Here is a 25,346-nt window from a genome sequence, read left to right on the forward strand (position 1 = left end):
TGTGGGTGTGGGGCGTCAAGGGGTGGGTGTGGGGGATTGGAGGGTGGCTAGGTGTTGGTATGACCTGAGTTGGGCGGTTCGGTCGTAGGTGCTGGTGGTCAGGAGGAATTCGTCGGCGGTGGTTCGGGCTGCCAGCTCGTCCAAGGACTTCGCGGCTTCCGTCAGGGTCCCGTAGATGTGACCCCGCAGGGACTCCTCGAAGTACTGGCGTTCCCGTGGCCTCATCGTCAAATCCAAGATCTCCTCCGGAGCGCGCAAAGGCGGGAACTCGCCGTGCGTCCGGGAGTACGCCATCGACCACGCCTCCGGAACCAGCAAGCGCCAAGCGTCTTCCGTCGTCTCGGCCACCGCCACCGTCGTCGACACCATGACGTACGGCTCCTCAGCCCACGGCGACGGCCGGAACGTCGACCGGTACCCGCTGATCGCCTCCAGCATCGCCTCCTCACCGCGAAACCCGCCGATCACCAACGGCAATCCGTACCGCGCCGCCACCGCCGCCCCAGCACCCGTGGCCAGCACGAACGCGGGCACCCGCCGGCCGGGCGCCGGATACGCGCGCACCGGGCCGGTGTCGGTGAAGTACCCCAGCAATTCAGTCAACTGGGCGTCGAAATCGCCGGACTCCACCTGCCCCAGCGCCCGCCGCACCGGCTCCGTGAAGCCCAGCGAACGCCCCAACCCCATGTCGATCCGCCCCGGGAACAACGAATCCAGCACCCCGAACTGCTCCGCCACCACCAAAGGCCGGTGGTTGGGCAGCATCACCCCGCCGGTCCCCACTCGAATCCGCGACGTCGCCCCGGCCGCCGCCGCCGCCAGCACGGTCGGCGCCGAACCGGCCACCCCGGGCACCCCGTGGTGCTCCGACACCCAGAACCGGTGGTACCCCAACGCCTCCACCGCCTGCGCGAACGCGACGGTGTCCCGCAACGCCTCGGCGTGACCCACACCCGTCCGGGTCCGTGACCTGTCCAGAACCGAAAGCTTCACACCAAGAACAACACCCGTGCCCCGCGAGGGATTTCACCACCGGGCCGTGTCCACCGCCACCCCGGCGACACTGCCGTGCGAAGCGGGCGTGTGCGCCCACCTCGCACGGCGCGGATCAGCCGGTCACGCCGTGACGGTCCACTTCTGGTTGGCGCCACCCGTGCACGTCCACAGCTGCAACCTGGTCCCGCTGGCCGACGAAGCGCCCTGCGCGTCCAAGCACTTGTTCGCCGGGATGTTCACGATGTCGTTCGCCCCGCTCACCGCCCACTGCTGCGCCCCGGTTCCATTGCAATCCCACAACTGCACCAACGTGCCGTCCGCCGTGCCACCCGAAGCCGCGTCCAAGCACTTGCCCAGTGCCCGGATCGTGCCGTCACCCGGACGCGTCCACTGCTGCGCCGCCGTCCCGTTGCAGTCCCACAACTGAACCGCGGTCCCGTTGGCCGTCCCCGCCCCCGCGACGTCCACGCACTTCCCGCCCACACCGGTGATCCGCCCGCCCGAAGAGTCCGGAGTGGACACTCGAACGTAGTCGATCACGAACTGCTGCGGGAACACCGTGGACGCGTCGGGGTACCCGGGCCACTCGCCGCCGACCGCCAGGTTGAGGATGATGAAGAACGGCTTGTTGAACACCCACTGCCGCCCACCGAGATCCGCGGGAGTGCGCCGCTGGTAGACGTGCCCGTCCACGGACCACGCGATGCCCTGCGGCGTCCAGTCGACGGCGAAGGTGTGGAAGCCGTCGGCGAAGTTCGGCCCGTTGTAGGCCATGCCGATGCCGCCCGCGCCGGAATACCCGGGACCGTGGATCGTCCCGTACACGGTGTTCTGCTGGTGCCCCAGGAACTCCATGATGTCGATCTCGCCGCTGTTCGGCCAGCCGACGCTCCCGATGTCCTGGCCGAGCATCCAGAACGCCGGCCAGATCCCCTTGCCGCGCGGCATCTTCATGCGCGCCTCGACGCGGCCGTAGGTGGTGGTGAACTTGCCGGAGGTGTTGATCCGGGCGGAGGTGTACTGGCAGCGGCCGTACCAGCAGTTGTAGTTCGCCGGGTTCTCCTTGCGGGCGGTGATCACCAGGTTGCCGGCGCCGTCGAGGGCCGCGTTGGACGCCGAGGTCGTGTAGTACTGGTGCTCCCGGTTGTTCCCGTTGTTGTCGCCGACCTCGGTGTTCCACTTGCCGCTGTCGACGCGCGTGCCCGCCGGGCCGTTGAACTCGTCCGCGAACGTGACGGCGGGCGGCGCGACCTCGGCCGGCGGCGCGACCTCGGGCGCGGGCGCGGCCTGCGCCAGGGGTACCGCCAGCCCGCCCACGGCCAGCGCGACCGCGCTGACCAGCACTCGTGTCCTCATCGACACCGATCCTTCCCGTGAACAAGGCGGCCTTTCGGTGCGGCGGCGTGGCCCGAAGTTACTGCATCACCTTTAATCAAGTCACGATGAAAGTACGGGCGCTTTACTGTCGCTAGGCCGGGACACCCACCGGCACCGACGAGGAGGTCGACACCCGATGGCCATGCTGCGCAGCTACGTGTCCGGTCGCTGGCACACGCCGTCCGCCGAGGGGGCGCCGCTGCTCGACGCCGTGACCGGCGAGGAGATCACCCGCATATCGTCGGCGGGCGTCGACATGGCGGCGGCCCTCGACCACGGCCGCCGGGTCGGCGGGCCGGCGCTGCGCGAACTGACCTTCCACCAGCGCGCCGCCCTGCTCAAGGCCCTCGCCTCGCACCTGCGCGAGCACCGCGACGAGCTGTACGCGCTGTCCGCCCGGTCCGGCGCGACCAAGACCGACTCGCTGATCGACGTCGACGGCGGCATCGGCGTGCTGTTCGGCTACGCCAGCAAGGCCAAGCGCGAGCTGCCCAACGACAAGGTCTTCGTGGACGGCAACGTCGAGCCGCTCAGCCGGGGCGGCACGTTCATGGGCCAGCACATCGCCACCCCGCTGCGGGGCGTGGCCGTGCAGATCAACGCCTTCAACTTCCCCATGTGGGGTCCGCTGGAGAAGTTCGCGCCCGCGTTCATCGCCGGCGTCCCGTCGCTGATCAAACCCGCCTCGCAGACCGCGTACATCACCGAGAAGCTGGTGTTGCTGATGCTGGACTCGGGTCTCCTCCCCGAGGGCGCGGTGCAACTGGTCTGCGGCAGCGCGGGCGACCTGCTCGACCACCTCACCGAGCAGGACCTGGTGGGCTTCACCGGCTCCGCGTCCACCGCCCAGCACCTGCGCACGCACCCGGCCGTGATCCGGTCGTCCGTGCGGTTCAACGCCGAGGCCGACTCGCTGAACTGCTCGATCCTCGGGCCGGACGCGGTGCCCGGGACGCCCGAGTTCGACCTGTTCGTCAAGCAGCTGGTCAGCGAGATGACGGTGAAGGCAGGCCAGAAGTGCACCGCGATCCGGCGCGCGATCGTGCCCGCCGGCCTGGTGGACGCGGTGGCCGAGGCCGCGCGCGAGCGGCTGGGGAAGGTCGTGATCGGCAACCCGGCCAACGAGTCGGTGCGGATGGGCGCGCTGGCGGGCCTGGAGCAGCGGGAAGAGGTGCGGCGGTCGCTCAAGGCGCTGCTGGAGGCCGGCGAGGTCGTGTACGGGTCGCTGGACCAGGTCGACGTGGTCGACGCCGACGCCGAGCGCGGCGCGTTCCTGTCCCCGGTGCTGCTCAAGGCCGACCCGGACCGCGCCCAGCCGCACGAGGTGGAGGCGTTCGGCCCGGTGTCGACGTTGCTGCCCTACGACGGGGTGGAGCACGCCGTGGAGCTGGCGGCGCGCGGTGCGGGCAGCCTGGTCGGGTCGGTGGTGACCTACGACGCCGACTTCGCGCGCGAGGTCGTGGTGGGCGTCGCGCCGTGGCACGGCCGGCTGCTGGTGCTCGACCGGGACGACGCCAAGGAGTCCACGGGCCACGGCTCGCCGCTGCCGGCTCTGGTGCACGGTGGTCCTGGACGAGCCGGTGGTGGTGAGGAGATGGGCGGCATCCGGGGCGTGCTGCACCACATGCAGCGGACGGCCGTGCAGGGCAGCCCGCGCGTGCTGACCGCCGTCACCGGCCGGTGGGTGGCCGGCGCGGAGCGGAACACGGAAGGCGAGCACCCGTTCCGCAAGTCGTTGGCGGAGCTGCGGATCGGTGACACGGTGGTCGCCGGGCCGCGCACGGTGACGCTGGAGGACATCGAGCACTTCGCGTCCTTCACCGGGGACACCTTCTACGCCCACATGGACGAGGAAGCGGCGGCGGCGAACCCGTTCTTCGGCGGGCGGGTCGCGCACGGGTACCTGGTCGTGTCGTTCGCGGCGGGGCTGTTCGTGTCGCCCGAGCCCGGGCCGGTGCTGGCCAACTACGGCCTGGAGAACCTGCGCTTCCTGACGCCGACGTTCCCGGGTGACGAGCTGACCGTCACCCTGACCGCGAAGCAGATCACGCCCCGCGAGGACCAGGACTACGGCGAGGTCCGGTGGGACGCCGACCTGGTCAACCAGAAGGGCGAGTCGGTCGCCAAGTACGACGTCCTGACCCTCGTCGCCAAGACCCGCTGACCCGGACTGTCGGATTGCCGGGTCGTTGAACGATCCGGCAATCCGACGACTGCTCAGACCGCGTAGCCCACGATCGCCGGGTCGAGCCAGTCGCTGGACACGATCGTCGCGCCCTTGCCCGCGAGCAGCCGCACGCGGGCCTGGGCGTCGGCCACGGACGGGTTCCGGGCGTCGATGGCCGGCGCAACCGAGTGGGCGTCGGTCATGACCACGAGGTAGTGGCCGCCCAGGTACGAGTCGCCGGGGTAGCTCGCGTAGGCGCTCGCGCTGCCGTCGAACGCCACGAACCACGGCGCTCGCGCACCACCCCGGTCGCCGACGCGTGGGTCCGCCTGCGACGCCCCGTTGATCGCCGGGAACGCCAACGCCGACGACAGCACACCGGCGTTGCGCGCCGCGATCAGCCGGTCCGCGTACTCCAGGTCGGTGTCGTAGTTGTCAAAGGGGTTCTGGGCCTCGAACGTCCCCACCTCGACCAGGATCACGAACTTGCCGGTCAACGCGGCCCGGCTCGGCCACGCCCCGGCCCGAGCCGCCGCGTCCAGGGTCGGGTGCGCGCCGATCAACCGCGCCGGGCCGAAGACGTTGCCGGCGCCCAGGTTGTCCGCGACCACCCGGTCGAACTCGTCGGGCCCGAACCCGCCCCGGTCGTCGAAGCCGTTCTTGAACTCGACCTTGAGCACGACCGGCGGGTGGTCGGGGTTGCGGTCGTGCCACAGGCGGACGTTGCGCAGGCAGCCCGCCAGGTTCTGGTTGCGGGCTCCGGTGCGCAGTTCGGCGTAGGTGGTCGCGCGGGCGCAGTTGTTGGCGTTGCCCGGGTCGTGGCCGACCTGGAAGTCACGGCTGAAGAAGAAGTTGGTCCAGACGTCGATCTCGACCATCCCCGGCCGCTTGTCGAGCACGTCGACCAGGTACGGGGCAGCCTGCTGGGTGTAGGCGTTGTGGACGCCGACGGCGGTCCCGCCGGTCGCGGTCCCGGCGTGCGCGGTTCCGGACAGCGCCGGCGCGGAGAGCACCGGCAGGAGCAGGGTCACTGCGGCAATCAGGCGCTTCATGGTCGTGCGCTCCTCGGTCACCTGTGATCGTTCCGACCGACGAGCCTAGGAACGTGAAGCATATTCGCGATGTCCGCCGGATGGGCGAAGCGTGATTTGTTCCGGCCATCTCTCTCGGCGGAATGGGGAACACGTCCGGACTCCGTCGGGTTGGCGAGGAGGAACGTCATCCGACAAGAGGAGTACCTGAGGTGTCCGAGACTTTCCCGCTCGGTGGGGACCTGACCGTCAACCGCCTGGGCTACGGGGCCATGCGGCTGACCGGTGAGGGCATCTGGGGTTACCCGGCCGACCGCGACAACGCGATCGCGGTGCTGCGCCGGGCCGTCGACCTGGGCATCGACTTCATCGACACGGCCGACTCCTACGGCCCGCACGTGAACGAGGAGTTGATCAAGGAGGCGCTGCACCCGTACGCCGACGGCCTGGTCGTCGCGACGAAGGCGGGTCTGCTGCGCACCGGTCCCGGCGAGTGGCCGGTCCTGGGCAAGCCCGCGTACCTGCGCGCGGCCGCCGAGGCGAGCCTGCGCCGGCTGGGTGTCGAGCGCATCGACCTGTTCCAGCTGCACCGGGTCGACCCCGACTACCCGATCGAGGACCAGGTCGGCGAGCTGCGCAAGCTCCTGGAGGAGGGCAAGATCCGGCACATCGGACTGTCCGAAGTGGACGTCGAGCAGGTGAAGGCGGCGCAGGCCGTCGCGCCGATCGCCAGCGTGCAGAACCTGTACAACCTGGCCAACCGGCAGCACGAGGCGGTGCTGGACTACACCACGGAGCAGGGCATCGCGTTCATCCCGTGGTTCCCGGTGGCCAGCGGCGAGATCGCGCGACCCGGCGGGGTCCTCGACACGGCCGCGCGCGAGCACGGCGCGACGCCCGCGCAGCTCGCGCTGGCCTGGCTGCTGCGGCGGGCGCCCAACGTGCTGCCGATCCCGGGCACGTCCTCGATCGAGCACCTGGAGGAGAACACCGCCGCCCGGTCGATCGAGCTGACCGACGAGGAGTTCGAGAAGCTCTCCGCGCTCGCATAGCTCGCACCAGCTCGCCTTTCGTCGCGCAGCGGCTGCTTTTAGGCCGCGCTCCGCGCGGCGGGCTGGCTATCAGCCACAGCGGGGCTTCGGTTCCCCGCCGTATGGCCTGCCCGAAGGGCTACCACGCTGCGGGTCGGTGGAGTCAAAAAGTTTTGCGAGGTACGAGCAAAAGTCTTTGCGGAACCCGGCCCGCAGCGTGGTTGGCTTTGCCAGGCCATGCGGTGGGGGAACCGACGCCCTTCCCTCCCCCATTGGCGGCCTGCCCGCCGCGAGGCGCTTGTGATCTTGAGAGCGCGCAGCGCGTTCGAGCTTGAGAGCGCGCAGCGCTGTTCAAGAGCGCGCAGCGCGTTCCTCCTCCAGTAGCGCGGAGCGCGTTGCGTCTACACGCGCGAAGCGTGGATTTGAGCGGGGAAGCGCGAGTCTAAAGATTGAAAGAGCCTCGCCGGCGGGCGAGCCGCCAAGGATGACACAACTGCAACTGCGGGGCTTCTTGCTTGTGTCATCCCCGCATGACCCGGCAAAGCCGACCACATTTTTGGCCGGGTGCCGCTAAAAATTTTGCTCGTTCCTCGCAAAATTTTCGGCTGCACCCGACCAAAAATGTGGTAGCCCTTCGGGCGGGCCATACGGGGATGACACAAGCAAGAAGCCCAAGTTGAGGTGTGTCCCTACCGGCGGACTGCCCGCATGGCACGGCGGCCTGTCGTGCCGGCAAGGCGCGGCCCGTCGTGCCGGCAAGGCGGCCTGTTCGCGCGGCTGGGGAGGCCGGTGGCTTGCGGAACAGGGAGGTGTCGTCAGGCCGGCTTGGAAGCGAGCCGGCGCTCGACCTTGCCGCGCAGGTTCTCCGGGAAGTGCTCGCCCGCGTCGAGCAGGCGCGGCAGGAGGTCGGGTTCCAGCGTGACCGCGCGGAACGCGAGACCGATCGTGACGTCGTGGTCGGGGCGGTCCACCAGGACCGCCTCGTCCCCGGCGGCGATCGCACCCGGCTCCAGGACGCGGAAGTACGCGCCGGGCGTGGCCTTCGCGGTGAACGCCTTGATCCAGCCCTGCTGCTCCATCACCCGGGCGAACGTCGAGCACGGGATGCGCGGCGTCGTGACCTGCAGCAACGCCGTGCCGATGCGCCAGCGCTCGCCGAGGACGGCGTTGGTCAGGTCCATGCCCCCGGTGGTCAGGTTCTCGCCGAACAGGCCCGGCGCGAGGTCGCGGCCCAGTTCGGCGGACCACTCGTCCAGGTCCTCGCGGGCGTAGGCGTAGACGGCCTTGAGGTCGCCGCCGTGGTTCTTGGTGTCGGCGACGAAGTCGCCCTCGACGCCGCTGCCCGATTGCGGGGCGTGGACGTGCACGGGTCCGGTGACGGGGCGCTTGGCGATGCCCGTGTGGTCGAGCGTCGCGGCGTCGAAGTCCATGCGGGTGCCGATGTTGACCGAGAGCACGTGGGGCATGAGCGGAACGGTAGCTCAAGTGCTTCGGCAGCCCGCAGTTCGGTGGAGTTTGCCGGTTCCCGCACGCCGCCGATCCCGGGTGCGCAAGGATGGAGGCGTTCGCCGTTCGCGTGGGGGAGTCATGCGCAGGTCCCTGGTCCCGTTGCTGTTGTGCCTGGGTCTGTTGACGGGCTGCACGACCAGGACGGCGCTGCCGGCACCGACCCTGGGCCCGGCCGCGACCGACGCGACGACGCTGGTGCGGTCGCTGGCCGACCGGTCGGCGGAGCAGTACTCCGTCCGGTTCGAGGCCGAGCAGACCATGTCCAGCCGCCGCATCCACCAGCAGGGCGACCTCGTCCGGTCCCAGGACACGCGGCTGCTGTCGCTGCGCGAGGACTCCGTGGACGTCGTGGTCGTGCCGGAAGCGGGCTATTCGCGGTCGTCAGGCGGCACGTGGACGCGCCTCGGCCGCGTCGACCGGACCCCGGTCAAGTCCGGCGCGTCGGTGGAGGCCCTGGCCGACGAGGTCGACCCGCGGTCGGTGGCCCAGTCGCTGCGCGGTTCCCTCCTGGTCGAGACCCGCGACGAGGACCTCGACGGCACGCCGACCCACCGCTACACCCTGCTCGTCGACCTGCGGGTGCAGGCCGAGCAAACCGCCGACCCGGCCCGCCGAAACCAACTGATGGCCGCTTACGAATCCGGCTTCACCGCGACGGCCACCGTGTGGGTCGGCCCGGGTGACCTGCCGGTGCGCGTGGAGCAGACCCTGAAGACGCTGGAAGACAAGATCTTCCAGCAGACCGTCCACACCTACACCGACTGGAACGCCAACCTGAAGATCACCGCCCCGACCGGCTAGCAGGTGCGCTTGGCGCGGCTGATGTCGACCGGGTCCGCGGGGCGGCCGTCCACCGGGGCGGGGTTCTCCGGGGTGGGCGCGATGCCTCGGGCCGCGATCTTGTCGAGGGTGGCCAGGCCGGCCTCGTCGACGTGGCCGAAGATCGTGTAATTGGGGCGCAGCACTGAATCCGTGGTGACCAGGAAGAACTGGCTGCCGTTGGTGTTCGGGCCGGCGTTGGCCATGGCCAACGTCCCGCGCGGGTAGATGCGGCGTTGGCCGGTCGGGTCGCCGGGGGCGGGCTGGAGGTTGGTCGGGAGTTCGTCCTTGTACTTGTAACCGGGGCCGCGCTCGCCCGTGCCCGAGGGATCGCCGCACTGCAGGACCTTCAGGGTCGGGTACGCGGTCAGGCGGTGGCACGTGGTGTCGTCGTAGAACTTGTTCCGCACCAGGTGCAGGAAGCTCTGGACGGTGCACGGGGCGGCGGCCCGGGTCAGGGTCAAGCCGATGGGACCCTGGGACGTGGACAGGACCACCGAAGCCGTGCCGTGGGACGGGGTGCGGCGCGGGTCCGGCGGGAGCTTCACGGGGCGGGCCGCCGGGTCGTCGGGGGTCGCCGTGTACGCGCACGGGCCGCGAGTGACGTCGTCGTCGGACGTGGGGGACGCCGAGGCGGTGCCCGGAGCCAGGAGGGTCGCGGTCAGCGCGGCCAGAGCCAGGAAAGTCCTCACGAACCCCAGGTCTAGCGAACCCCCGACCACCGCACTAGGGCCGGTCGGCGGGTGGCAGGTCGGCCGCCAGGGTGCTCAGCGACTCGCGGTCCGGCTGGCTGGTCTTGGTGATCAGGCTGGCCACGTGCTTCTCCACCGTCCGCGGCGAGATGTGCAGCCTGGTCGCGATCGCCTTGTTGCCCAACCGCCCCGCGAGCAGCCGGAACACCTCGAACTCCCGCACGGTCACCCCCAGCGCCCGCAACTCCCGCGGCACCTGCTCGGACCCCGTCCGCCGCTGCGGCACGGACGCCCCCACCTGCCGCAGCAAACCCCGGCACGCACTGGCCACCGCCATCGCGCCACTGCTGTGGAAGTACTCCTCCGCACTCCGCAGCCACGAGACCGGCTCGCCCCACCCGTCCCTCACGGCAGCCTCGGCCACCAGCCGCATCCCGAGGAACCGCGCCAACGGGTAGATCGCCGCCGCTTCCCGCGCCTCCCGCACGGCCACGGCGGCTTCTTCCTCCCGCCCTTCACGCCCGAGCAGCACCGCCAGCGCGAACCGCCCGAACACCCGGTTCCACCGCATCCCCGCCGCCGCCGACCGCGTGATCTCCTCAAACGCGGCCAAATCCAGCGAACCGGACAAAGCCCCGAGCAGCAGCCGCAGCCCGTGCGTCCCGGACAGGTGGAACGTCGTCGGCGTCTCCGCCTCGTACGCCATCGCCCGCGCCACGTCCTGCTCCGCCAGCTCCCGGTCCTCCTCCAGCAGCGCGCAGAACGCCCGCGCCAGGCCGAAGCACAACGGCCGTTCCTGCGACCCGATCCCGCCCAGCTCGTGGAACCGCGCCACCGCACTGTCCACTTCGGACCGCTTGCCCTGGTGCGCGGCGGCGGTCGCCTGGGCCATCAGCACGTACAGGCTCATCGGCTTCATCTGCAACCGCCGCGTGCCCTCGCCGCACGCGGCCAGCTTCTCCTCGGCCACCGCGTACTCGCCGCGCAGCACCGCGTCCAGCCCAAGGATCGCGTCCACGTTGTACGCCACGGTGATCGCGCCGACCCGCAACGCCTCCTCGCGCGCCTCCACCAGCTCCGCCACCGACCCGTCGGCCAGCCAGTCCAGACCCGCCAACCGCACGGTCGCGTACGTCCGGTGGATCGGCAGCCGGTTCTCCTCGGCCAACTGCCGCGCCCGCAGGAAGTGCCCGGTCGCCTCACCCAGGTCCCGGTCCCGAGCCAGGATTCCCAGCAACTGCAACGCTTCGCACGCCACCTCGGGCAACGACGCCCGCGACGCGGCCTCGGCCGCCCGTCGGGCCAGCGCCTCGGCGGAGGAGATCCGGTCCGGTCGCTGGGCCTCCAGGGTCAGGAACGCGGCCACCGCGTCCACCCGCGCCAGGTGCGCGTCGTCGGCGTCCGGACCGAGCAGGGCGCGGGCCGCGTCGACCTGCGCGCTGCCCTCCGCCGAACGCCCGGACAGCCACGCCACACGCGCCAGGATCGTGTGCAACTCGGCCCGCCGCACCGACGGCAGGCCTGCCGCGCTCAGCTCCGCCACGGTGTCGGCCAGCGCGAACGCCCGCTCGAACTGCCCCGCCTCGCCCAGCGCGGGCAGCAGCGAGCGCAGCACGTCCGCCCGGATCTCCACGTCCACCTCGCTGGCCAGCAGCCGGTGCGCGTGGTCGAGCAGCCGCACCGCCGACCCCGCCGCGCCGTCGGCCAACGCCCGCCGCCCCGCCTCCGCCAGCAACTGGCCGGCCTCCGCGGTCTGCCCCGCGTCCAGCCGCAGCGACGCCACCAGCGGGCACCACTCGCCGGGCAGTTCGGGGTGCAGCCGCAGCACGGCGTCCGCGGTGCGCCGCGACAGGTCCGCCCGGTGCGTCGGGGTGAGCTGCGCGAGCAGCGCCTCGGCGGTCAGCGGGTGCCGGAACGCGTACCAGTCCGGCACCGGCTCGTCCGGTGTCACCAGTTGCGCCGCGACCCCGGCGTGCAGGTGCGACAGCAGCGCCCGGTCGTCCATGCCGGTGACCTCGCGCAGCACCGACAGCGGGAACCGGTGCCCCAGCACGGCCGCCACGGACAGCAGTTCCCGGCCCTGCGGCCCCAACCGGTCGGTGCGGTGCGCGATCGCCCGCACCAGCGCGGTCGGCACGTCGATGCGCAGTTCGCCCAGCACCCGCCACCCACCCGGACCGCGCACCAGCAGCCCGCCGCTGACCAGTCCGTGCAGCATCTCCTCGACCACGAACGGGATGCCCGCGCTGTCCGCCCACAACCGGTCGGCGACCGCGTCGGGCACCTCCTCGGCGGTGACCTCCAGGCAGGACGCCACCATCCGGCGCACCATCGGCTCGGCCAACCGGCGCAGCTCCAGCAGGACGCCCGCATCCCGTTGCGCGGCAAGGCGGACCACGTCCAGCGCGGGACCGGCGTCGGCGCGCGTGGTCACCAGCAGCACCACCGGGACCTGGTCCAGGTTGTCCACGAGGTAGTCGATGACGGCCAGCGTCTCGGCGTCCGCGTCGTGCAGGTCCTCCAGCACCAGCAGGCACGGGCCTACCAGCGCCAGCAGCCGCAGCACCGCCTCGGCCAGCACGACCACGGACTGGTGCTCGCGCGGCTCGGCGCCCCACTCGGGCACCAGCCGGGCCAGCGCGGACCGGTAGGGGCCCAGTTGCCGCAGGTCCGGCGCGTCACCGCCGCGCACCAGCGACATCAGCGCCTCGGCCAGCGGCCGGAACGGCACCAGCGGGCCGATCGTGGCGCCCCGGCCGCGCAGCACCCGCATCCCGCGGTCGAACGCCGCCCCGGCGGTCACCCGGGCCAGCCGGGTCTTGCCGATGCCGGGTTCGCCGACGAGGAACACCGCCCGCCCGCGGCGCGCGGCGGCGTCGGCGAGGGCCTGGTCCAACACCCGGAGTTCGTCGTCGCGGCCGACCACGACCGGCGCGCGGGTCTGCATGTCCCGACCTTAGTCGGGCGCACGCCGAACTGCCCGCACCCCCAGTGTTCGCGCGGGCAGTCCGGCGCCTTCGTGCTAACCGGTGACCGGGGTCACCGGATGACGGGCGCGCTCACCGACGTGCTGTCGGCCAGGTTCGCGGCGACCACCGCGTACGCGCCCACGGCCAGGGTGAGGCCGGCCAGCGCGCGGGCCCGCGCGCCGGTCTTGTTCTTGCGGGACAGCGCCATCTCCCCGGCGGGGTGGTCGCCGTCCTGGTCGTCGCGCCAGGTGGTGACCTCGTCGTGGTTGGCGTCGCTCATCGATGATTCTCCTTGCGAGGGTAGGAACTTGCGGGTTCGAGCGTCAGCACGGACGGCGTCCGCTCGGGGAAACCCAGGCGCAGCAGGCCGAACCCGATCCCGGACAGCCCGGTCAGCAGGCCCGCCGACGGCACCCCGCCCGGGGTGCCGCACCGCGCCCCGTACTGGTCCAGCGCACCGAGGACCAGTCCGGCGCGCCGGGTGAGCATCGCCGCCGCGAGGTCGTGCCCGCGTTCGGCGAGGACGGCAAGGGGTTCCAGGACGCCCAGCTCACCATGGCACAAGCTCAGGTCGCGCAGGGGTTCGTGCACCGCCAGCGCGTTCAGGCAGCGGTCGAGGTGCAGGGTGTGGGCGTCGACCGGCTGATCGGGGTGCGCCGAATGCGCCAGCACCGCGCCCGCCAGGCCGGAGCACCAGCTGTGGTCCGCTTCGCCCACGTCCACGAGCCGTTGGCGCAGCGCGTGGTCCGCGCGCAGGTGGGCGCGGCCCGCGACGGCGTAGCGCTGGTCGCCGACGAGCCGGGAGAACCGCAACAGCGCCCAGCCGACACCGGCCCGGCCGCGGGCGAACCCGTCGCCGGTCGGGGTAGCGGCCAGCAGCCGGTCGGCGTAGGCGCGTGCGAGCCGTTCGGCCGCCGGGAGAGCACTTTCCGCGTGCACCGCGACCATCGCGGCCAGTCCGCCGGCGCAGCCCTCCACCATGTTCTCGGTGTCTTCACCGAGTGCTTCGACGGCCGCCGCGATGTCGACGGCTTCGGTCAACCAGCCGGAAATCTCCACGTCGTCGAGCAGGTTCGCCAGTCGTGCCAACGCGTAGCAGATGCCGCCCAACCCGTGGAACGCGCCACTGCCCACCGCCACCGCGAGTTCGGCGTCCGCCGCGAACGACCGCAGCAGCGCGGGGACGGGCGCGAGCGCGTCCCGGGCGTACTGGGTGTAGCGGGCGGCGCCGGTGAGCGCGCCGAGCTGCGCCAGGAACAGCGCCACGCCGGTGTAGCCGTTGGACAGCCCCGCACCCATCGCCGAGACCGCCCAGTGCCGGTCGTCGACGAGTTCCAGGCCGACCCAGTTGACCCGGCGGCCGTCCGCGGTGGCGTGCGCGAGGACCTCGTCGGCGATGCCGCACGCGGCGACCAGGAGTCGTTGCGGGTCCGGGACACCGGCGTCCGGGCGGGCCGGGACCGCCGCGCCGGAGCGGTGCTCGACCGCACGCGGCCGGCTGGCCAGCGCCGCGGTGATCAGCCACTGCTGGTCGTGCCGGTCCACCTCGTCCAGACCGGCGATCTTGCGCTCCACCGACTCGATCCCGGTGGTGGGCAACAGGTCCGCGATCCGCTCGCCGCACGCCGTCCACACGTCCCGGCTGCCCGGCCGGGTGGTGAACAGCGGCACGTCACCGGCCCACAGGTCGGTCAGCTCGTGCGGCACCAGGGTTTTCAGGACGTCCTCGGTGGAGTCGTCCCACAGCAGGTCCATCGCGGCTTCCCGGTCGCGGGCCGCGCGCAACGCGTCGGGGTGGGTGGACTCGTCGAGCAGGGTCGCGTAGAGCTGGGTCATCCGCGGCACGAACCGGATCGGCAGGTCCGCGAAGGCGCGCAGCAGGCCGCGGTCGCCGAGCAGTTCGTGGCGGTGGTCGTAGAGCGCGTCGTAGCCCCGGCGGAACCCGGCCAGCAGCGCGCTTTCGTAGTCGGCGGGCTCCGCCTCGACGTCGCCCACGCGCGGCCGGTTCAGGGCTGGAGGGAGCGGTGCGGGCCGGCGCACCAGGCGCATCCGGTCCGTTCCCGCGTGCTGCCAGGTGACCCCGGTGGCGGCCTGGTTCTCGTCCCCGCCGACCCCACCGATGTCCAGCGCGCCGTGTTCGCCGAGCAGAACCCGCGGCAGCACGGCGGTCCGGTGCACTGAGCGTGCCAACGCCCGCACGGCCGGGTCTGCGGGGATGCCGACGGTCGGGTGGAACAGGGTCTCGACGTCGATCAGCACCGGCTGGTCGCCGTGCGCGATCAGGTTCTCGTAGTGCATGTCCGTGCCGTCGACCGCGTAGAGCAGCGCGAGCAGCGCGCCGAGCCGGTGGTAGAACCGCCCCACGCCTTCGACGTCCGCACAGGCCTTGTGGTCGACGAACTCCAGCCACCCGTGGGTGTCCCGCGCGACCACCGCCGGCGTGCGCAGATCGAGCCCGGTGTGCCCGTCGAACCAGCCCAACAACCCGCCGAACGCCTGGTGCAACCCCACCGGCCGCGGCTTGTAGACCACCTTCCGCCCGTCCGCGAACTCCACCACCGCGACCGCCCGGCCCCTTTGGTGGACGTCCCCCTTGGCCTCGATGTCCTTGACCGGGCCGGGGTCCCGGTTGTCGAGGAGGGTGCGGACGATGTCCGTGCGGTCCTGGGAGAGGCGGTCCAGCAGTTCGCGGTGGGCGTGGGCGGCGTGCAGGCAGGCCTGCCCGAGGAGGCGGGCGAGGACGGGGTAGCGGCGGAGGACGTCGGCGAGGTCCACGTTCTCCACGAAGTGCACGAACCGGGCCTGCGACGTCTCGCCGCGCAGGTGTTTGTTCACGCGTTCGAGGTTGAGTTCGAGCACCAGCGTCCTCGCCGCGATCCGCGCGAGCCGATGCCCCAGGTCACGTGCGAACCCGCTGTCGGCTGCCAGGCGGGGATCAAGCGCCAGGGCCCCGCGCACCAACGGCCGGAGCACGAACGCGAAGGCGTCCAACCAGTCCCCGCCCGCGAAGTTGGCATGGGCCGCGGTCGCGGTGGCGCGTTCCACGAACGCGGCCCATGCCGGCCGCCCGATGGGGGCGACCAGCTCCGAAGCAGTCCCTCGCACACCCCCGCGCCACCAGGAGGCGGGCAGCGTGTCTAAGGCGGACGGGATCACAGTGCCAACCTGACACGCCCACCCCACCCCGCACATGGGGGCACACCCCCCAGATTCCTCCCGGCCCCGCATCCGTGCGGACATGCGCTCTTCCGGCGCGCAGGGCCGGCGGGCAGGGCCTCTGCCAGGTCACAGCTCAAGCCCCGCTGCTTCTTTTGCGTGTGTCCAGCCCGGAGTCCTCCCAAGCCGGCTTTTGATCTTGCGGACGCGTCGGCGCGTCTGCTTCCGAGCGCGCCGGCGCAGGCAGCGAAGCGAAGCGAGCCAAAGAGAAATGCCCGGTCCCGTGCAGGCGGGACCGGGCACTTACCCCTCGGACGTCTCAGAAGGTCAGGAACTGGGAAGGGGTGCGAGCTGAGCTGGGCTGTTGACACCATGTAGTGGCCTAGCTGCGGAAACATGCCTGACAGGGCTTCCCCGTCTGACACGCTTTACCGGCTCTGCCGTACCCGATCCGTACCGGGGCCGCGCCCGACAGCCGGGCGCGGCACCCCGGGTCGGCTAGGGCTTGGCGGCCAGGGCCGCCGCCGCGCGGGCCAGCAGAGCGCGGGCGGCGGCACCCTCGACGGCCACGTCCCAGAGGCGGTCGGTCAGCCGGCTGTAGACCGCGACGTGGTCCGGGTCGGTCACTCGGACCTCGGAGTGCACCAGCTCCACGACCACCTCGTCGTCGACGAGCCAGTAGCCGTGCGGCAGCAGGTTCGGGTACTGGACGCCCAGCGGCAGGATGCCGAACCGCACGGTCGGCAGATCGACCACCGAGTGAAGGCGGTCGATCTGCGTGCGCATCACCTCGGCCGGACACACCGCCATTCCCAGCGCGGACTCGGCGACGAGAATTTCGATCCGGCGCCCCGGCTCGTAGAGGATCCGGCCACGCTGCATTCGAGCGCTCACCGCAGCGTCAACGTCGCCAGCCGGAACGCCGAGCAGATCGGCTTGCGAAAGGATCACGTGGCGGGCGTAGTCGGCGGTCTGCACCGGGCCGGGCACGGCCATGATTTCCACGACGCGGATCAGCGTCGCGGCGCTCTCCTCTTTCGCGTCCCGTTCCTGACGACGGCGATGCCCCTTGCGCAGTTGCCGCTTCCACGCGGCCTCGGCGATCCGGAGATCACGAAGGCGGTTCCGCAATCCGCGACTGACCGCCGCCGACGCGCCAACCGCTTCAAGCCACGCGGTGAGTTCCGCGTCGTCCGGCAATCGTTTCGCGGTCTCGATCCGAGACACCTTCGAGGCGTGCCAGCCGATCCGCGCAGCGAATCGTTTCGCTTCCGGTTCGACCGCCATGCGCAGCCGCACCAGATGGTCAGCGAACTCCAACCGATCAGCCTCGAAGGTGCTCACGTTCTCCTCTACCCGGTCGGCGGTCGCGCGGCCCACGTCTCGTACGGGACCGCCACGGACAGTGCGCGGTGCTGGATGGCACGGTAGCGGGCCACCGCGGCCGGGTCGTCGATCAGCGCCGCACCGGCCACGCCCGAGTCGCCGAAGCGCAGCACCGCCACCAGCTCGTCGTCGAACAGCCAGAAGTCCTCGTCGCCCAGCTCGGTGCGCGCGGCGGCGTCCGCGGGCAGGATGCGGATGTCCTCCCCGGCCTGGACCGCCGGCGGGGTGATGGACAGCTCGAACCGGTTCGCCTGCCTCGACGCGGCAGGGCGGCCCCGCGAGGTGTCCGTGGGCATCGACGGCGGCGCGATCACGCTCGCCGCCCCGGCACCCGCGGCGTGGCTCGACCGGGACCAGGCCCGCAGCGTCCGCGCCGCCCTGGAGGCCGCCGAAGCGCTCACCGGCGACGCGCGATGAGGGACACGTTTCCCGAGACGCCCTCCGTCAAGATCGTCTCGTACGACTCCGCCCTCGGACCCCAGCCGCAGGCCGACCTCGTGTGGGACGTACGGCGCCTGCTCAACTGGGGGCACGACTCGACGTACCCCGTGGCGAGTGCCCCCGGTGTGCCGGGTGGCGTGGCCGCACTGGTCATGTTCGTGCGCGGTCAGCCGCTCGGCCGGAGGCAGTGCACCGTCGCGATCGGCGCGGGGAGCACGGCGCAAGCTCGTGCCATCGCACAGGCGCTCGCCGCCCGGCTCGCCGACGAGGGCTACGACGTGGAACTCCGCAGCGGCGCCGCTGCGGCGGCGTAACCGATCTGGCCCGTCAGCCTTGGTCGGCAGCGGGCCACGCGGCGCTCGGACGCGGAGGTCCGAGCGCACAGGCGCCCTTCCCGCCGCCGGCCGTGCGGGAAGGGCGCCCCTTTCCTCGACGGCGAAAGGCATGGCAAGTGCTCGGCGAGATCCGGGACCAGGTCAACCTGATGGTCAGCGACATCGACCAGCAGCTGGGCACGATCGTATGGCTGACGGACAGCGCGCAGCTGTACGAGATCCGGCTGCCGCCAATGCTGGCCGGGTCGAGCCAGCCCGAAGCCGAACGCCTCGCGGCACTGATCAGCGCGTACTACAACGCGCTCGGTAGCGCCTTACTGGAGGGCGGACGGCTGGTCGAGTCCGGGAAGCGGCTGCTCGCCGGTCTATGACCGGGCCGCGATGCTGGTCAACTCGGACAGTAACGGCCGTGTGCCCACTGCCGACTACCCGGATACAGCAACCAGAAGATGGAGCGTCGATGTCCCAGCCCCAGCCCCCCTACGGCCAGCAGCCCTCGCCTTACGGCCACCAGTACGCCCCGCCGCCCCCGCCGCCGGCGCCGAAGAAGAAGAGCCGTGGGCCGTTATGGGTCGGCATTGGTGTGGCGCTGCTCCTGCTGATCGTGCTCGGCTCGGTCCTCGCGCCGGACAAGCCCGCGACCACCACGGCCGGTGGCACGACGACCGCGCCGGCCGCCCAGGAGCAGCCCGCGCAGGAGAAGCCGGCACCTGCTGCGCGCGTGGTGCTCTACGAGGTGCTGGGGTCCGGGACCGCCAACAACATCACCTACACCACCGACGGCTTGACCTCGACCGAGCAGGTCGGGCAGGCCCCGCTGCCGTGGTCGAAGCAGATTGAGCTGCCGCCCGGCGAGGCGATGCAGTTCGTGTCCATCGTGGCGCAGGCCGGGAAGGGCACCACCGAGATCACCGCGCGGATCACCGTGGACGGCAAGGTCGTCAAGGAAGGCAAGAGCAGCGGCCAGTACGCGGTGGTGACGGTGAACGAGAACATCGGCACCCTCGGCAAGTAGCCCGACACGCAGAAAGGCCCCCGCGCCGCCGCCCAACAGGGCGGTGGCGACCCGGGTAACGCGGCAAGAGGCGTCGGCGACTGACCAGGCATGAGACGACTCGTCGCGGCCTTCGTCGCGGCCATGCTCGGCGCGTTAGCCGCGTGCGGCGGCAGCGGGACCGCGAGCACCCCACCCTCGACCAGCAGCTCCGCCACCCCTACTGGGGTCACGACGACGTCGGCCACGACGCCAGTCGACACCTTCGCCCGGGACTGGATCCGGCGGGTGGACGCCGTGAAGCCTCCGTCGACGTCGGTGTGCGACGAGGCGCAGGTCCGTCTGGCGACGTGCGGGTCGTACATCGCGGACGTCGCGACCGTCGTCGCGGACCTGGAGAAGGCGCTGCCCGCATCGTCGGGGTGGGACACCACGCGTGCCGCGATCGACACGCTCCTGACCTCGGCCAAGCAGTACGTGGACCTCGGCTGTATGCGCGGCGAGGGTACCGTCAGCGACTGCCGGCTTGCGGCGACGTTGGCCACCAACACGTGGCCGGTGGTCAGCGGCTTGATGAAGGACGGCGGCCTGTCCTAAGCGAAGGACCCCGTCAACGACGAAACGCCCCCGCCCCCTCCCGAAGGAGGAAGCGGGGGCGTCATCATGTCGTGCTACAGCGGCGCGGACCGGCCCCGCGCCACCAGCGGCCGGCCGGCGTCGTCGCGCGGGTCCGCGACCGGCGTCACCAGCGGCTCGCCCCGCCGGCGCACCGTGATCGCCGACCACAGCGGGCCGACGGTGGCCAGCAGCCCGAGCAGCGCGCCGAGCACGGCGTCCACGGCGGTGGGCACGTCCGCGCCGACGAGCACGACCACGGCCGGCACGGACAGCACCGCGGCGACCACGGCCCGGACCGTGCCGACCGTGCGGGCGATCCGCGCGAGCGGGTGCCGGTCCTCGGGCGGGGTGGTGGGGTTCGGGTTCGTCACTTCGGGTCCTCCTGCGTGTTGGTGGCGTCGCCGACGCCGTCTCGGATCACCTGGCGCAGCCCTGCCGCCAGCGCGGCCGGGAGCTTCGGCTCCAGCGCCGCGAGCAGTTGCTCGGCGTCCAGCTCGCCGCGCTCGATCGCGCGCACCGCCGTCAGGATCTTCACCTCGTCGTCGGACAGCTCCTGCCGGAGCGCGTCGAACTTCACTTCCAGGCGACCGACACCCTGGTCGGCCCACTTCGCGTGTGCGTGTGCGCCCACCAGCAGGTCGCTTCCGGACGTCCACCGCTCGCCGGTGGCGGCCGGCAGGCCGCCGGGCTCCTGGTCGTTGCCCTGCTTGGTGAGTCGGACGTAGATCTCGCGCACCGCCGACTCCAGGTACTTGAGCACCTGTTCCACGGTCATCGGCTCGCCGTTGTAGGTGACGAGCTGGTCCTTGAGGCTCATGAAGTCGTCTCCGTCCACTCCGGGCCAGTAGTCGGCCACGGCGTTCATGTCGTAGTGCTTGCCCAACAACTTGTCGTCGGCGTACTGCTTCGCGACCGTGCCGGCGGGGATCTCCGGGCGGCCGTCGTAGCGGGCCACCCAGTAGTGCGGCTGCGGCACGCCGGCCGCGTCGAACGCGGCGCGCAGCGCGCCGAGGTGCGAGAGGTTGCAGTAGACGGTCGGGTCAACACCGGCGCGTCGGCGCATCCGGACCCACCCGGGCGCGAGTTCCGGCGGCCAGGTGCACCCTGGTTCCACGTCCAGCACGACGCCGTCGTTGGTGCTGGAGAAGACAGCGATGCGGACGCGCACCGCGTTGGGGACTTGTCCCAGTCCTCTTTGGACCACGCGTAGCGCCCGTCCACGTAGCCCGCAAGGGGCCCGCTGGGAGGTCCGCTACCGCAACGAAGACGGCCGCCGCACCACCAAGCGGTTCGAGCGTCGGGCCTGGGCCGCCCAGTTCGACGCCGACCAGGCCGCCGCCTGGCGCGCCCCGCTGTACGTGCCGGAGATCCTCGACGCGCGGAGCGCGTGATGGCGCCCCAAGACCTCTGGCACCTCAAGAAGACGGTCAAGGGCCCGGACGGCAAGGAGCAGAGGGCCAGGTCCAAGCGCTACGGCAGGGGCAAGCGGTGGCGGGTCAGCTACGTCGACCCTCACACTGGCCGCACGAGGAACCCGTCCTTCCGCACGTTGGCCGAAGCCGAGCGGTTCGAGAACAACATGAAGGCCGACATCTCGCGGGGGAAGTACGTCGACCCCAAGGCCGGGCAGATCCTCGTCGAGGACTACGCCGACCAGTGGGTCAGCCGACTCCAGAAGCGCCCAGGCACCAACTACAAGTACAAGAGCGCGGTGGAGAACCACATCAAGCCCGTGCTCGGCCGCCTACCCATGGCACAAGTGAGGTCGGGCACGATCCAAGACTGGGTGACGGACCGCCGCACCGCCACCAACGACCGGGATGCGCTTGCGGCGAGCACGATCCGCACCATCTACAGCGGCGTGCTCTACCCGATGTTCAAGCGCGCGGTCACCGACCAACTGATCGCCGCCAACCCCTGCGTTGACATCGTTCTGCCGGAGCTGCCCGAGGGTGAGTACGACTTGCCGACCGCGGACCAGGTCAGCTTGCTCGCCGACAACATCGACAACGCTTACCGCGCCGCGATTCACCTCGCCGCCGGGTGTGGCACGCGAGCCGGTGAGCTGTTCGGCCTGGAACTCGACGCGGTGGACTTCCTGCGACGAGTGGTGCACATCCGCCAGCAGCTGGTGATGTCTCCGACGTCGGGGCGGCCTTACCTCGCTCCACTGAAGACGAGGACGAGCAAGCGAACGATCGAGCTACCCACGTTCGCCGGTGAGGCGCTGGCCTCGCATATCGCACTGCATCCACCGGAGCCGGTGTTGATCTGGGACCGCACCAACCCGGACAAGCCCAGGCAACGCAAGGCGAGGTTGCTGTTCCTGGACCTCAACGGAAAGCCGATGTGCGGAACTCGCTGGGCCAAGTTCTGGGCGGCGGGCGTGGAGCAGGCCGGGCTGCCCGTCGGCACCTACACGACGACGTCCTTGCGGCACTTCTTCGCCACGGCCTTGATCTACGCGGGCAAGAACGTGAAGACGGTCCAGATGGCCATGGGGCACGCGAAGCCGACCATCACCCTGGAGACCTACCTGGGGTACTGGCCCGACGACGAGCGGAACGGGACGCGCGCGGTGATCGACGCCGCCTTCACGGCGCTCTCCGGCGCGTCCCGTACCCAGTCCGTACCGAACGATCTTGGTCGGACTTAGGCCGCTGGTAGAGGCACACCAGCGGCCCGCTATTCCTAGAAGGTCAGGTTCCAGACGTCGATGTAACCGGTGTCGCCCGAGTACACGTCCTGCACGCGGAGCTTCCACGTGCCGTTCGCCGGCTCACTCGACGCGTTCACCGTGTAGGTGGCCACGACGTTGTCGACCCCGTCGCTGGACGACGAGTTCTTCAACCGGTACGCCGTGCCGTCCGGCGCGACCAGGTCCACCACCAGGTCGCCCCGGTAGGTGTGCTTGATGTCCACGCCGACCTTCAGGGTGGACGGCGCGTTGCCGGTGCGGCCGGTCACCGCGATCGACGAGGTCACGGTCGAACGGTCCGGGATGGCGACGTCCGTCGTGTTCTCGAAGAAACCGGCCGGGGGTGGGGTGGTGCCGCCGCCCGCCGCCGCCACGGTCTTCGCCGCGTCGGCCAGGCCGGCGCCGCAGCCGCCGGTGCAGGTGCCGGGGAGCGGGCGGGCGTTGTTCTTGATCAGGGTCTCGATCTGGGCCGGCGTCAGGGACGGGTTGGCCTGGACGAGCAGCGCGGCGAGGCCCGCGATGTGCGGGGCGGCCATGCTGGTGCCCTGGTACGGCTCGTAGTTCTCGCCGCTGGGCGTGGTGGCGCCGGTGTTCAGCGTGGACCAGATGCCGTTCTCCGGCGTGGTGATGGTGCCGGGGGTGTCGTTGGCGTTGCGGGTCTGGCCGCCGGGCGCGGTGATGTCGATCTTGGCGCCGTAGTTCGAGTAGAACGTCCGGTCGCCGGCGCGGCTGGACGCCGCGACCGCCACCACGTTGTCGCAGGACGCGGGGGTGAAGCCGGAGACGTCCTTGTTCGAGTTGCCCGCCGCGACGACGACCGTGGCGCCGCGGCCGACCGCGGAGTTGATCGCGTTCTGGTAGGTCGACGAGCACGCCGACTCGCCGCCCAGGCTCATGTTGATGACCTTGGCCGGGGTCGGGTTGGCCGGGACGCCCGCCACCGCGCCGCCGGACGCCCAGATGATCGCGTCGGCGATGTCGGACGTGCTGCCGCCGCACTGCGCGAGGACGCGGATCGGCTGGAGCTTCGCCTCGTACGCGATGCCCGCGACGCCCTTGGTGTTGTTGGTGACCGCGCCGATGGTGCCCGCGACGTGCGTGCCGTGCCAGGACGAGTCCTGGTCCTTGGCCGGGATCGGGTTGCCGAACAGGTCGGTACCGCAGTCGCCGGCCTTCACCCAGTCGCCGTTGTCGGCCGGGTCGGCGTCGCGCCCGTTGCCGTCCCGGGCGCGCGAGGCGTCGGAGACGAAGTCGTAGCCGGCGACGACGTTGGCGGCCAGGTCGGAGTGCGCGACGTACCCGGTGTCGATCACCGCGACCGTGACGCCCTTGCCGGTCGCCGTGTCCCACGCGCCGGGCACGTTCATGCCCGCGGTGGCCTCGAACAGGTCCCACTGCCGGCCGTACTCGGTGTCGTTCGGCGTGGCCAGGGGCTGCACCATCAGGTCGGGCTCGACGTAGGCCACGTCCGGGTCGGCGCGGAACTCGTCCAGGGCCTTCGCGGCGGTGGCGGCGTCGGCGCCACCCAGGTCCACGACGGCCGCGCCGGTGCCCAGGCGGCGCTCGAGGTTGAGGTCGCGCCCCACCTTGTCGCCCTTGGCGTCGGCGTCCGAGGCGGCGGCCTGGTCGGACCGGGCCTCGGCGGCGGTGGACTTGTAGCCGACGATCAGCCGTTCGTAGGGCGTGGTCGCCGGCGACGCCTGCGGTTCCGCGGGCGCGGCGGTCGCGGTCATCGTCACGGTGCCGGTGAGCAGCGTGGCGGAGACGGCGGCGGCGCAGAGCGCGGAGCGTCGCAATCCGTTCACAGGGATTTCCTTCCACCTACAGTGACTTCGCCTTGCCGTCGAGGGGTGTCAGGGGTCTGAACCGGCTGCGAAGTGCGTGAAAGGTAGGCAGGTCGACGGCTATTGGCACAGAGGCGGAACGCGGCAGTTTCGCGTCACTGTCGTGTTTACGTCAGCCGCTTGCGCTGAACGGAGCAGTGTTTTACGGCTGAACGTCGCATCGGGGACAATGTCGTCGTGTTCTCGCACCTGGGTGTCCCCGATGAGCAGGCTCGTGCCTACGAGCGATTGGTGCACATGGGTTCGTGCACCGTCGAAGAGGCGGAGACCCGGCCCGAGGTGCTGGAGGAACTGCACCGGCTGGGGGTCGTGCGGCGGGTCGCGGCGGACGTCTGGCAGGCCGTGCCCCCGGACCTGGCGGTCGAGATGCTCATCGCCGCCCGCGAGGACGGCCACCGCCGCGCCCGCGCCGAAGCTGCCCCGCTGATGGACGCCTACCTGCGCAACCGGGCCGAGCACCACCACGACACGGCCATGGTGGAGGTGGTGAACGGGGCGGACGCGGTCCGGGACCTGTGGCAGGCGCTGCTGGCGGGGGCGAGGTCCGAGGTGTGCGTGCTGGACCAGCCGCCGTACATCTCGCCGGTGGAGGAGCACGTGGCGTTGGAGGTGGACACGCGGCGCCGCCACGTCCAATGGCGGGTCATATACGACCGGTCGAGCGTGGAACTGCCGGGGCGGTTGGCGGAGATCGCGGAGCTGGTGGCGTCCGGTGAGCGGGCACGGGTGACGCCGACCTTGCCGTTCAAGCTGGCCGTGGTGGACGCGCGGGTGGCCGTGCTACCGGTGTCGGTGCGGTCGGTGGTGGACCAGGTGTTGCTGATCCGCCCGTCGCCGCTGCTGGACGTGCTGACGTCGATGTTCGACCTGTACTGGGACAACTCGATCCCGTTCAACCCGGGGGCGTCGGGGGCGGAGGTGGACACGCAGCTGCTGGCGCTGCTGGCGGCGGGGTTGACGGACGAGAGCATCGCCCGCCACTTGGGGCTGGGGCCGCGGACGGTGCAGCGCCGGGTGCGGCAACTGATGGACCGGTGCGGGGCGCAGACGCGGTTCCAGGCGGGCGTGCAGGCCATGCGCCGCGGCTGGCTCTGAGCTGGGTTGGCGGGTGCGGGCGAGCGTCGGCTGGAGTTGGCCGGCAGGCGGGGTGCCGGCGGCTGGAGTTCCGGCGGGTCGCGGCGCGGCTGTGGGTGGGGCGGCTGTGGGTGGGGCGGCTGTGGGTGGGGCGGCTGTGGGTGGGGCGGCTGTGGGTGGGGCGGCTGTGGGTGGGGCGGCTGTGGGTG

24 protein-coding genes are annotated in these 25,346 nt (G+C 71.4%); 11 read left to right on the forward strand and 13 right to left on the reverse strand.

Features of this window, described 5'->3' with window-relative positions; translation table 11 throughout:
* Window positions 1-15: 15 nt before the first annotated feature.
* Window positions 16-993: an LLM class flavin-dependent oxidoreductase gene (locus RIN75_RS32760; protein ID WP_309115936.1), complete on the reverse strand. Its 978-nt coding sequence runs from the start codon at window positions 991-993 to the stop codon at window positions 16-18.
* Window positions 994-1,116: 123 nt separating this feature from the next.
* Window positions 1,117-2,352 carry a family 16 glycosylhydrolase gene (locus RIN75_RS32765; protein WP_309115937.1) on the reverse strand — a complete coding sequence of 412 codons (1,236 nt, stop codon included), beginning with the start codon at window positions 2,350-2,352 and terminating at the stop codon, window positions 1,117-1,119.
* A gap of 157 nt (window positions 2,353-2,509) precedes the next feature.
* Between RIN75_RS32765 and paaZ the strand changes: the two genes are divergently transcribed.
* The gene (gene paaZ, locus RIN75_RS32770) at window positions 2,510-4,537 is read left to right on the forward strand and encodes a phenylacetic acid degradation bifunctional protein PaaZ (RefSeq protein WP_309115938.1); all 2,028 of its coding nucleotides are present in this window, start codon (window positions 2,510-2,512) and stop codon (window positions 4,535-4,537) included.
* Between the two features lie 53 nt (window positions 4,538-4,590).
* On the opposite strand, the gene RIN75_RS32775 is transcribed toward paaZ, so the two are convergent.
* Window positions 4,591-5,592 carry a Ca2+-dependent phosphoinositide-specific phospholipase C gene (locus RIN75_RS32775; protein ID WP_309115939.1) on the reverse strand — a complete coding sequence of 334 codons (1,002 nt, stop codon included), beginning with the start codon at window positions 5,590-5,592 and terminating at the stop codon, window positions 4,591-4,593.
* A gap of 191 nt (window positions 5,593-5,783) precedes the next feature.
* Here RIN75_RS32775 and RIN75_RS32780 point away from each other — a divergent pair, with 191 nt between their 5' ends.
* Window positions 5,784-6,623, forward strand: a complete 840-nt coding sequence (locus RIN75_RS32780; protein ID WP_309115940.1) for an aldo/keto reductase — start codon at window positions 5,784-5,786, stop codon at window positions 6,621-6,623.
* 794 nt (window positions 6,624-7,417) lie between these two features.
* Here RIN75_RS32780 and RIN75_RS32785 read toward each other — a convergent pair.
* A complete protein-coding gene (locus tag RIN75_RS32785) occupies window positions 7,418-8,068 on the reverse strand; it encodes an MOSC domain-containing protein (RefSeq protein WP_309115941.1) in 651 nt (216 codons plus the stop codon).
* Between the two features lie 121 nt (window positions 8,069-8,189).
* Between RIN75_RS32785 and RIN75_RS32790 the strand changes: the two genes are divergently transcribed.
* Window positions 8,190-8,912 carry a hypothetical protein gene (locus RIN75_RS32790; RefSeq protein ID WP_309115942.1) on the forward strand — a complete coding sequence of 241 codons (723 nt, stop codon included), beginning with the start codon at window positions 8,190-8,192 and terminating at the stop codon, window positions 8,910-8,912.
* On the opposite strand, the gene RIN75_RS32795 is transcribed toward RIN75_RS32790, so the two are convergent.
* From RIN75_RS32795 to RIN75_RS32820, 6 genes are all read right to left on the reverse strand, one after another.
* Window positions 8,909-9,622: a peptidylprolyl isomerase gene (locus RIN75_RS32795; protein ID WP_375296055.1), complete on the reverse strand. Its 714-nt coding sequence runs from the start codon at window positions 9,620-9,622 to the stop codon at window positions 8,909-8,911. The two genes, RIN75_RS32790 and RIN75_RS32795, sit on opposite strands and share 4 nt — an antisense overlap.
* Window positions 9,623-9,656: 34 nt before the next feature.
* Window positions 9,657-12,569, reverse strand: coding sequence for an AAA family ATPase (locus tag RIN75_RS32800; RefSeq protein WP_309115943.1), 2,913 nt, complete (start codon window positions 12,567-12,569; stop codon window positions 9,657-9,659).
* Between the two features lie 92 nt (window positions 12,570-12,661).
* Window positions 12,662-12,871 carry a hypothetical protein gene (locus tag RIN75_RS32805; RefSeq protein ID WP_309115944.1) on the reverse strand — a complete coding sequence of 70 codons (210 nt, stop codon included), beginning with the start codon at window positions 12,869-12,871 and terminating at the stop codon, window positions 12,662-12,664.
* Window positions 12,868-15,696 carry a type 2 lanthipeptide synthetase LanM family protein gene (locus RIN75_RS32810; RefSeq protein ID WP_309115945.1) on the reverse strand — a complete coding sequence of 943 codons (2,829 nt, stop codon included), beginning with the start codon at window positions 15,694-15,696 and terminating at the stop codon, window positions 12,868-12,870. The genes RIN75_RS32805 and RIN75_RS32810 overlap by 4 nt, the downstream gene beginning before the upstream one ends.
* A 549-nt stretch (window positions 15,697-16,245) precedes the next feature.
* Window positions 16,246-17,091: a DUF5753 domain-containing protein gene (locus RIN75_RS32815; protein ID WP_309115946.1), complete on the reverse strand. Its 846-nt coding sequence runs from the start codon at window positions 17,089-17,091 to the stop codon at window positions 16,246-16,248.
* An 8-nt stretch (window positions 17,092-17,099) separates the two neighbouring features.
* Window positions 17,100-17,429 (reverse strand): DUF6879 family protein, encoded by a 330-nt coding sequence (locus tag RIN75_RS32820; RefSeq protein ID WP_309115947.1) that lies wholly within the window; start codon window positions 17,427-17,429, stop codon window positions 17,100-17,102.
* Between RIN75_RS32820 and RIN75_RS32825 the strand changes: the two genes are divergently transcribed.
* From RIN75_RS32825 to RIN75_RS32845, 5 genes are all read left to right on the forward strand, one after another.
* On the forward strand, window positions 17,422-17,550 hold the full coding sequence (locus tag RIN75_RS32825; protein ID WP_309115948.1) for a hypothetical protein: 129 nt from the start codon (window positions 17,422-17,424) through the stop codon (window positions 17,548-17,550). The genes RIN75_RS32820 and RIN75_RS32825 overlap by 8 nt on opposite strands.
* On the forward strand, window positions 17,547-17,888 hold the full coding sequence (locus RIN75_RS32830; protein ID WP_309115949.1) for a hypothetical protein: 342 nt from the start codon (window positions 17,547-17,549) through the stop codon (window positions 17,886-17,888). Before RIN75_RS32825 ends, RIN75_RS32830 begins: the two co-directional genes overlap by 4 nt.
* A gap of 137 nt (window positions 17,889-18,025) precedes the next feature.
* Complete coding sequence (locus RIN75_RS32835; RefSeq protein WP_309115950.1) at window positions 18,026-18,280, forward strand: hypothetical protein; 255 nt, start codon at window positions 18,026-18,028, stop codon at window positions 18,278-18,280.
* A gap of 89 nt (window positions 18,281-18,369) precedes the next feature.
* A complete protein-coding gene (locus tag RIN75_RS32840; RefSeq protein ID WP_309115951.1) occupies window positions 18,370-18,924 on the forward strand; it encodes an MmpS family transport accessory protein in 555 nt (184 codons plus the stop codon).
* A 90-nt stretch (window positions 18,925-19,014) separates the two neighbouring features.
* Window positions 19,015-19,500 carry a hypothetical protein gene (locus RIN75_RS32845; protein WP_309115952.1) on the forward strand — a complete coding sequence of 162 codons (486 nt, stop codon included), beginning with the start codon at window positions 19,015-19,017 and terminating at the stop codon, window positions 19,498-19,500.
* A gap of 74 nt (window positions 19,501-19,574) precedes the next feature.
* Here the strand turns inward: RIN75_RS32845 and RIN75_RS32850 are convergent, their stop codons facing one another.
* Window positions 19,575-19,892 (reverse strand): hypothetical protein, encoded by a 318-nt coding sequence (locus RIN75_RS32850; protein WP_309115953.1) that lies wholly within the window; start codon window positions 19,890-19,892, stop codon window positions 19,575-19,577.
* Window positions 19,889-20,689 carry a hypothetical protein gene (locus tag RIN75_RS32855; RefSeq protein WP_309115954.1) on the reverse strand — a complete coding sequence of 267 codons (801 nt, stop codon included), beginning with the start codon at window positions 20,687-20,689 and terminating at the stop codon, window positions 19,889-19,891. The genes RIN75_RS32850 and RIN75_RS32855 overlap by 4 nt, the downstream gene beginning before the upstream one ends.
* On the opposite strand from RIN75_RS32855, the gene RIN75_RS32860 reads away from it, so the two are divergent.
* Window positions 20,676-20,912, forward strand: coding sequence for a hypothetical protein (locus tag RIN75_RS32860; RefSeq protein WP_309115955.1), 237 nt, complete (start codon window positions 20,676-20,678; stop codon window positions 20,910-20,912). The genes RIN75_RS32855 and RIN75_RS32860 overlap by 14 nt on opposite strands.
* Complete coding sequence (locus tag RIN75_RS32865; RefSeq protein ID WP_309115956.1) at window positions 20,912-22,177, forward strand: site-specific integrase; 1,266 nt, start codon at window positions 20,912-20,914, stop codon at window positions 22,175-22,177. The genes RIN75_RS32860 and RIN75_RS32865 overlap by 1 nt, the downstream gene beginning before the upstream one ends.
* A 35-nt stretch (window positions 22,178-22,212) precedes the next feature.
* Here RIN75_RS32865 and RIN75_RS32870 read toward each other — a convergent pair whose 3' ends face one another.
* Window positions 22,213-24,024 (reverse strand): S8 family serine peptidase, encoded by a 1,812-nt coding sequence (locus RIN75_RS32870; protein WP_309115957.1) that lies wholly within the window; start codon window positions 24,022-24,024, stop codon window positions 22,213-22,215.
* A 216-nt stretch (window positions 24,025-24,240) separates the two neighbouring features.
* Here RIN75_RS32870 and RIN75_RS32875 point away from each other — a divergent pair, with 216 nt between their 5' ends.
* Entirely contained in the window at window positions 24,241-25,158 is a 918-nt protein-coding gene (locus RIN75_RS32875) for a LuxR C-terminal-related transcriptional regulator (RefSeq protein ID WP_309115958.1), read from the forward strand.
* Window positions 25,159-25,346 lie beyond the last annotated feature (188 nt).

This window comes from Saccharothrix sp., assembly GCF_031180885.1.
GTDB lineage: Bacteria > Actinomycetota > Actinomycetes > Mycobacteriales > Pseudonocardiaceae > Actinosynnema.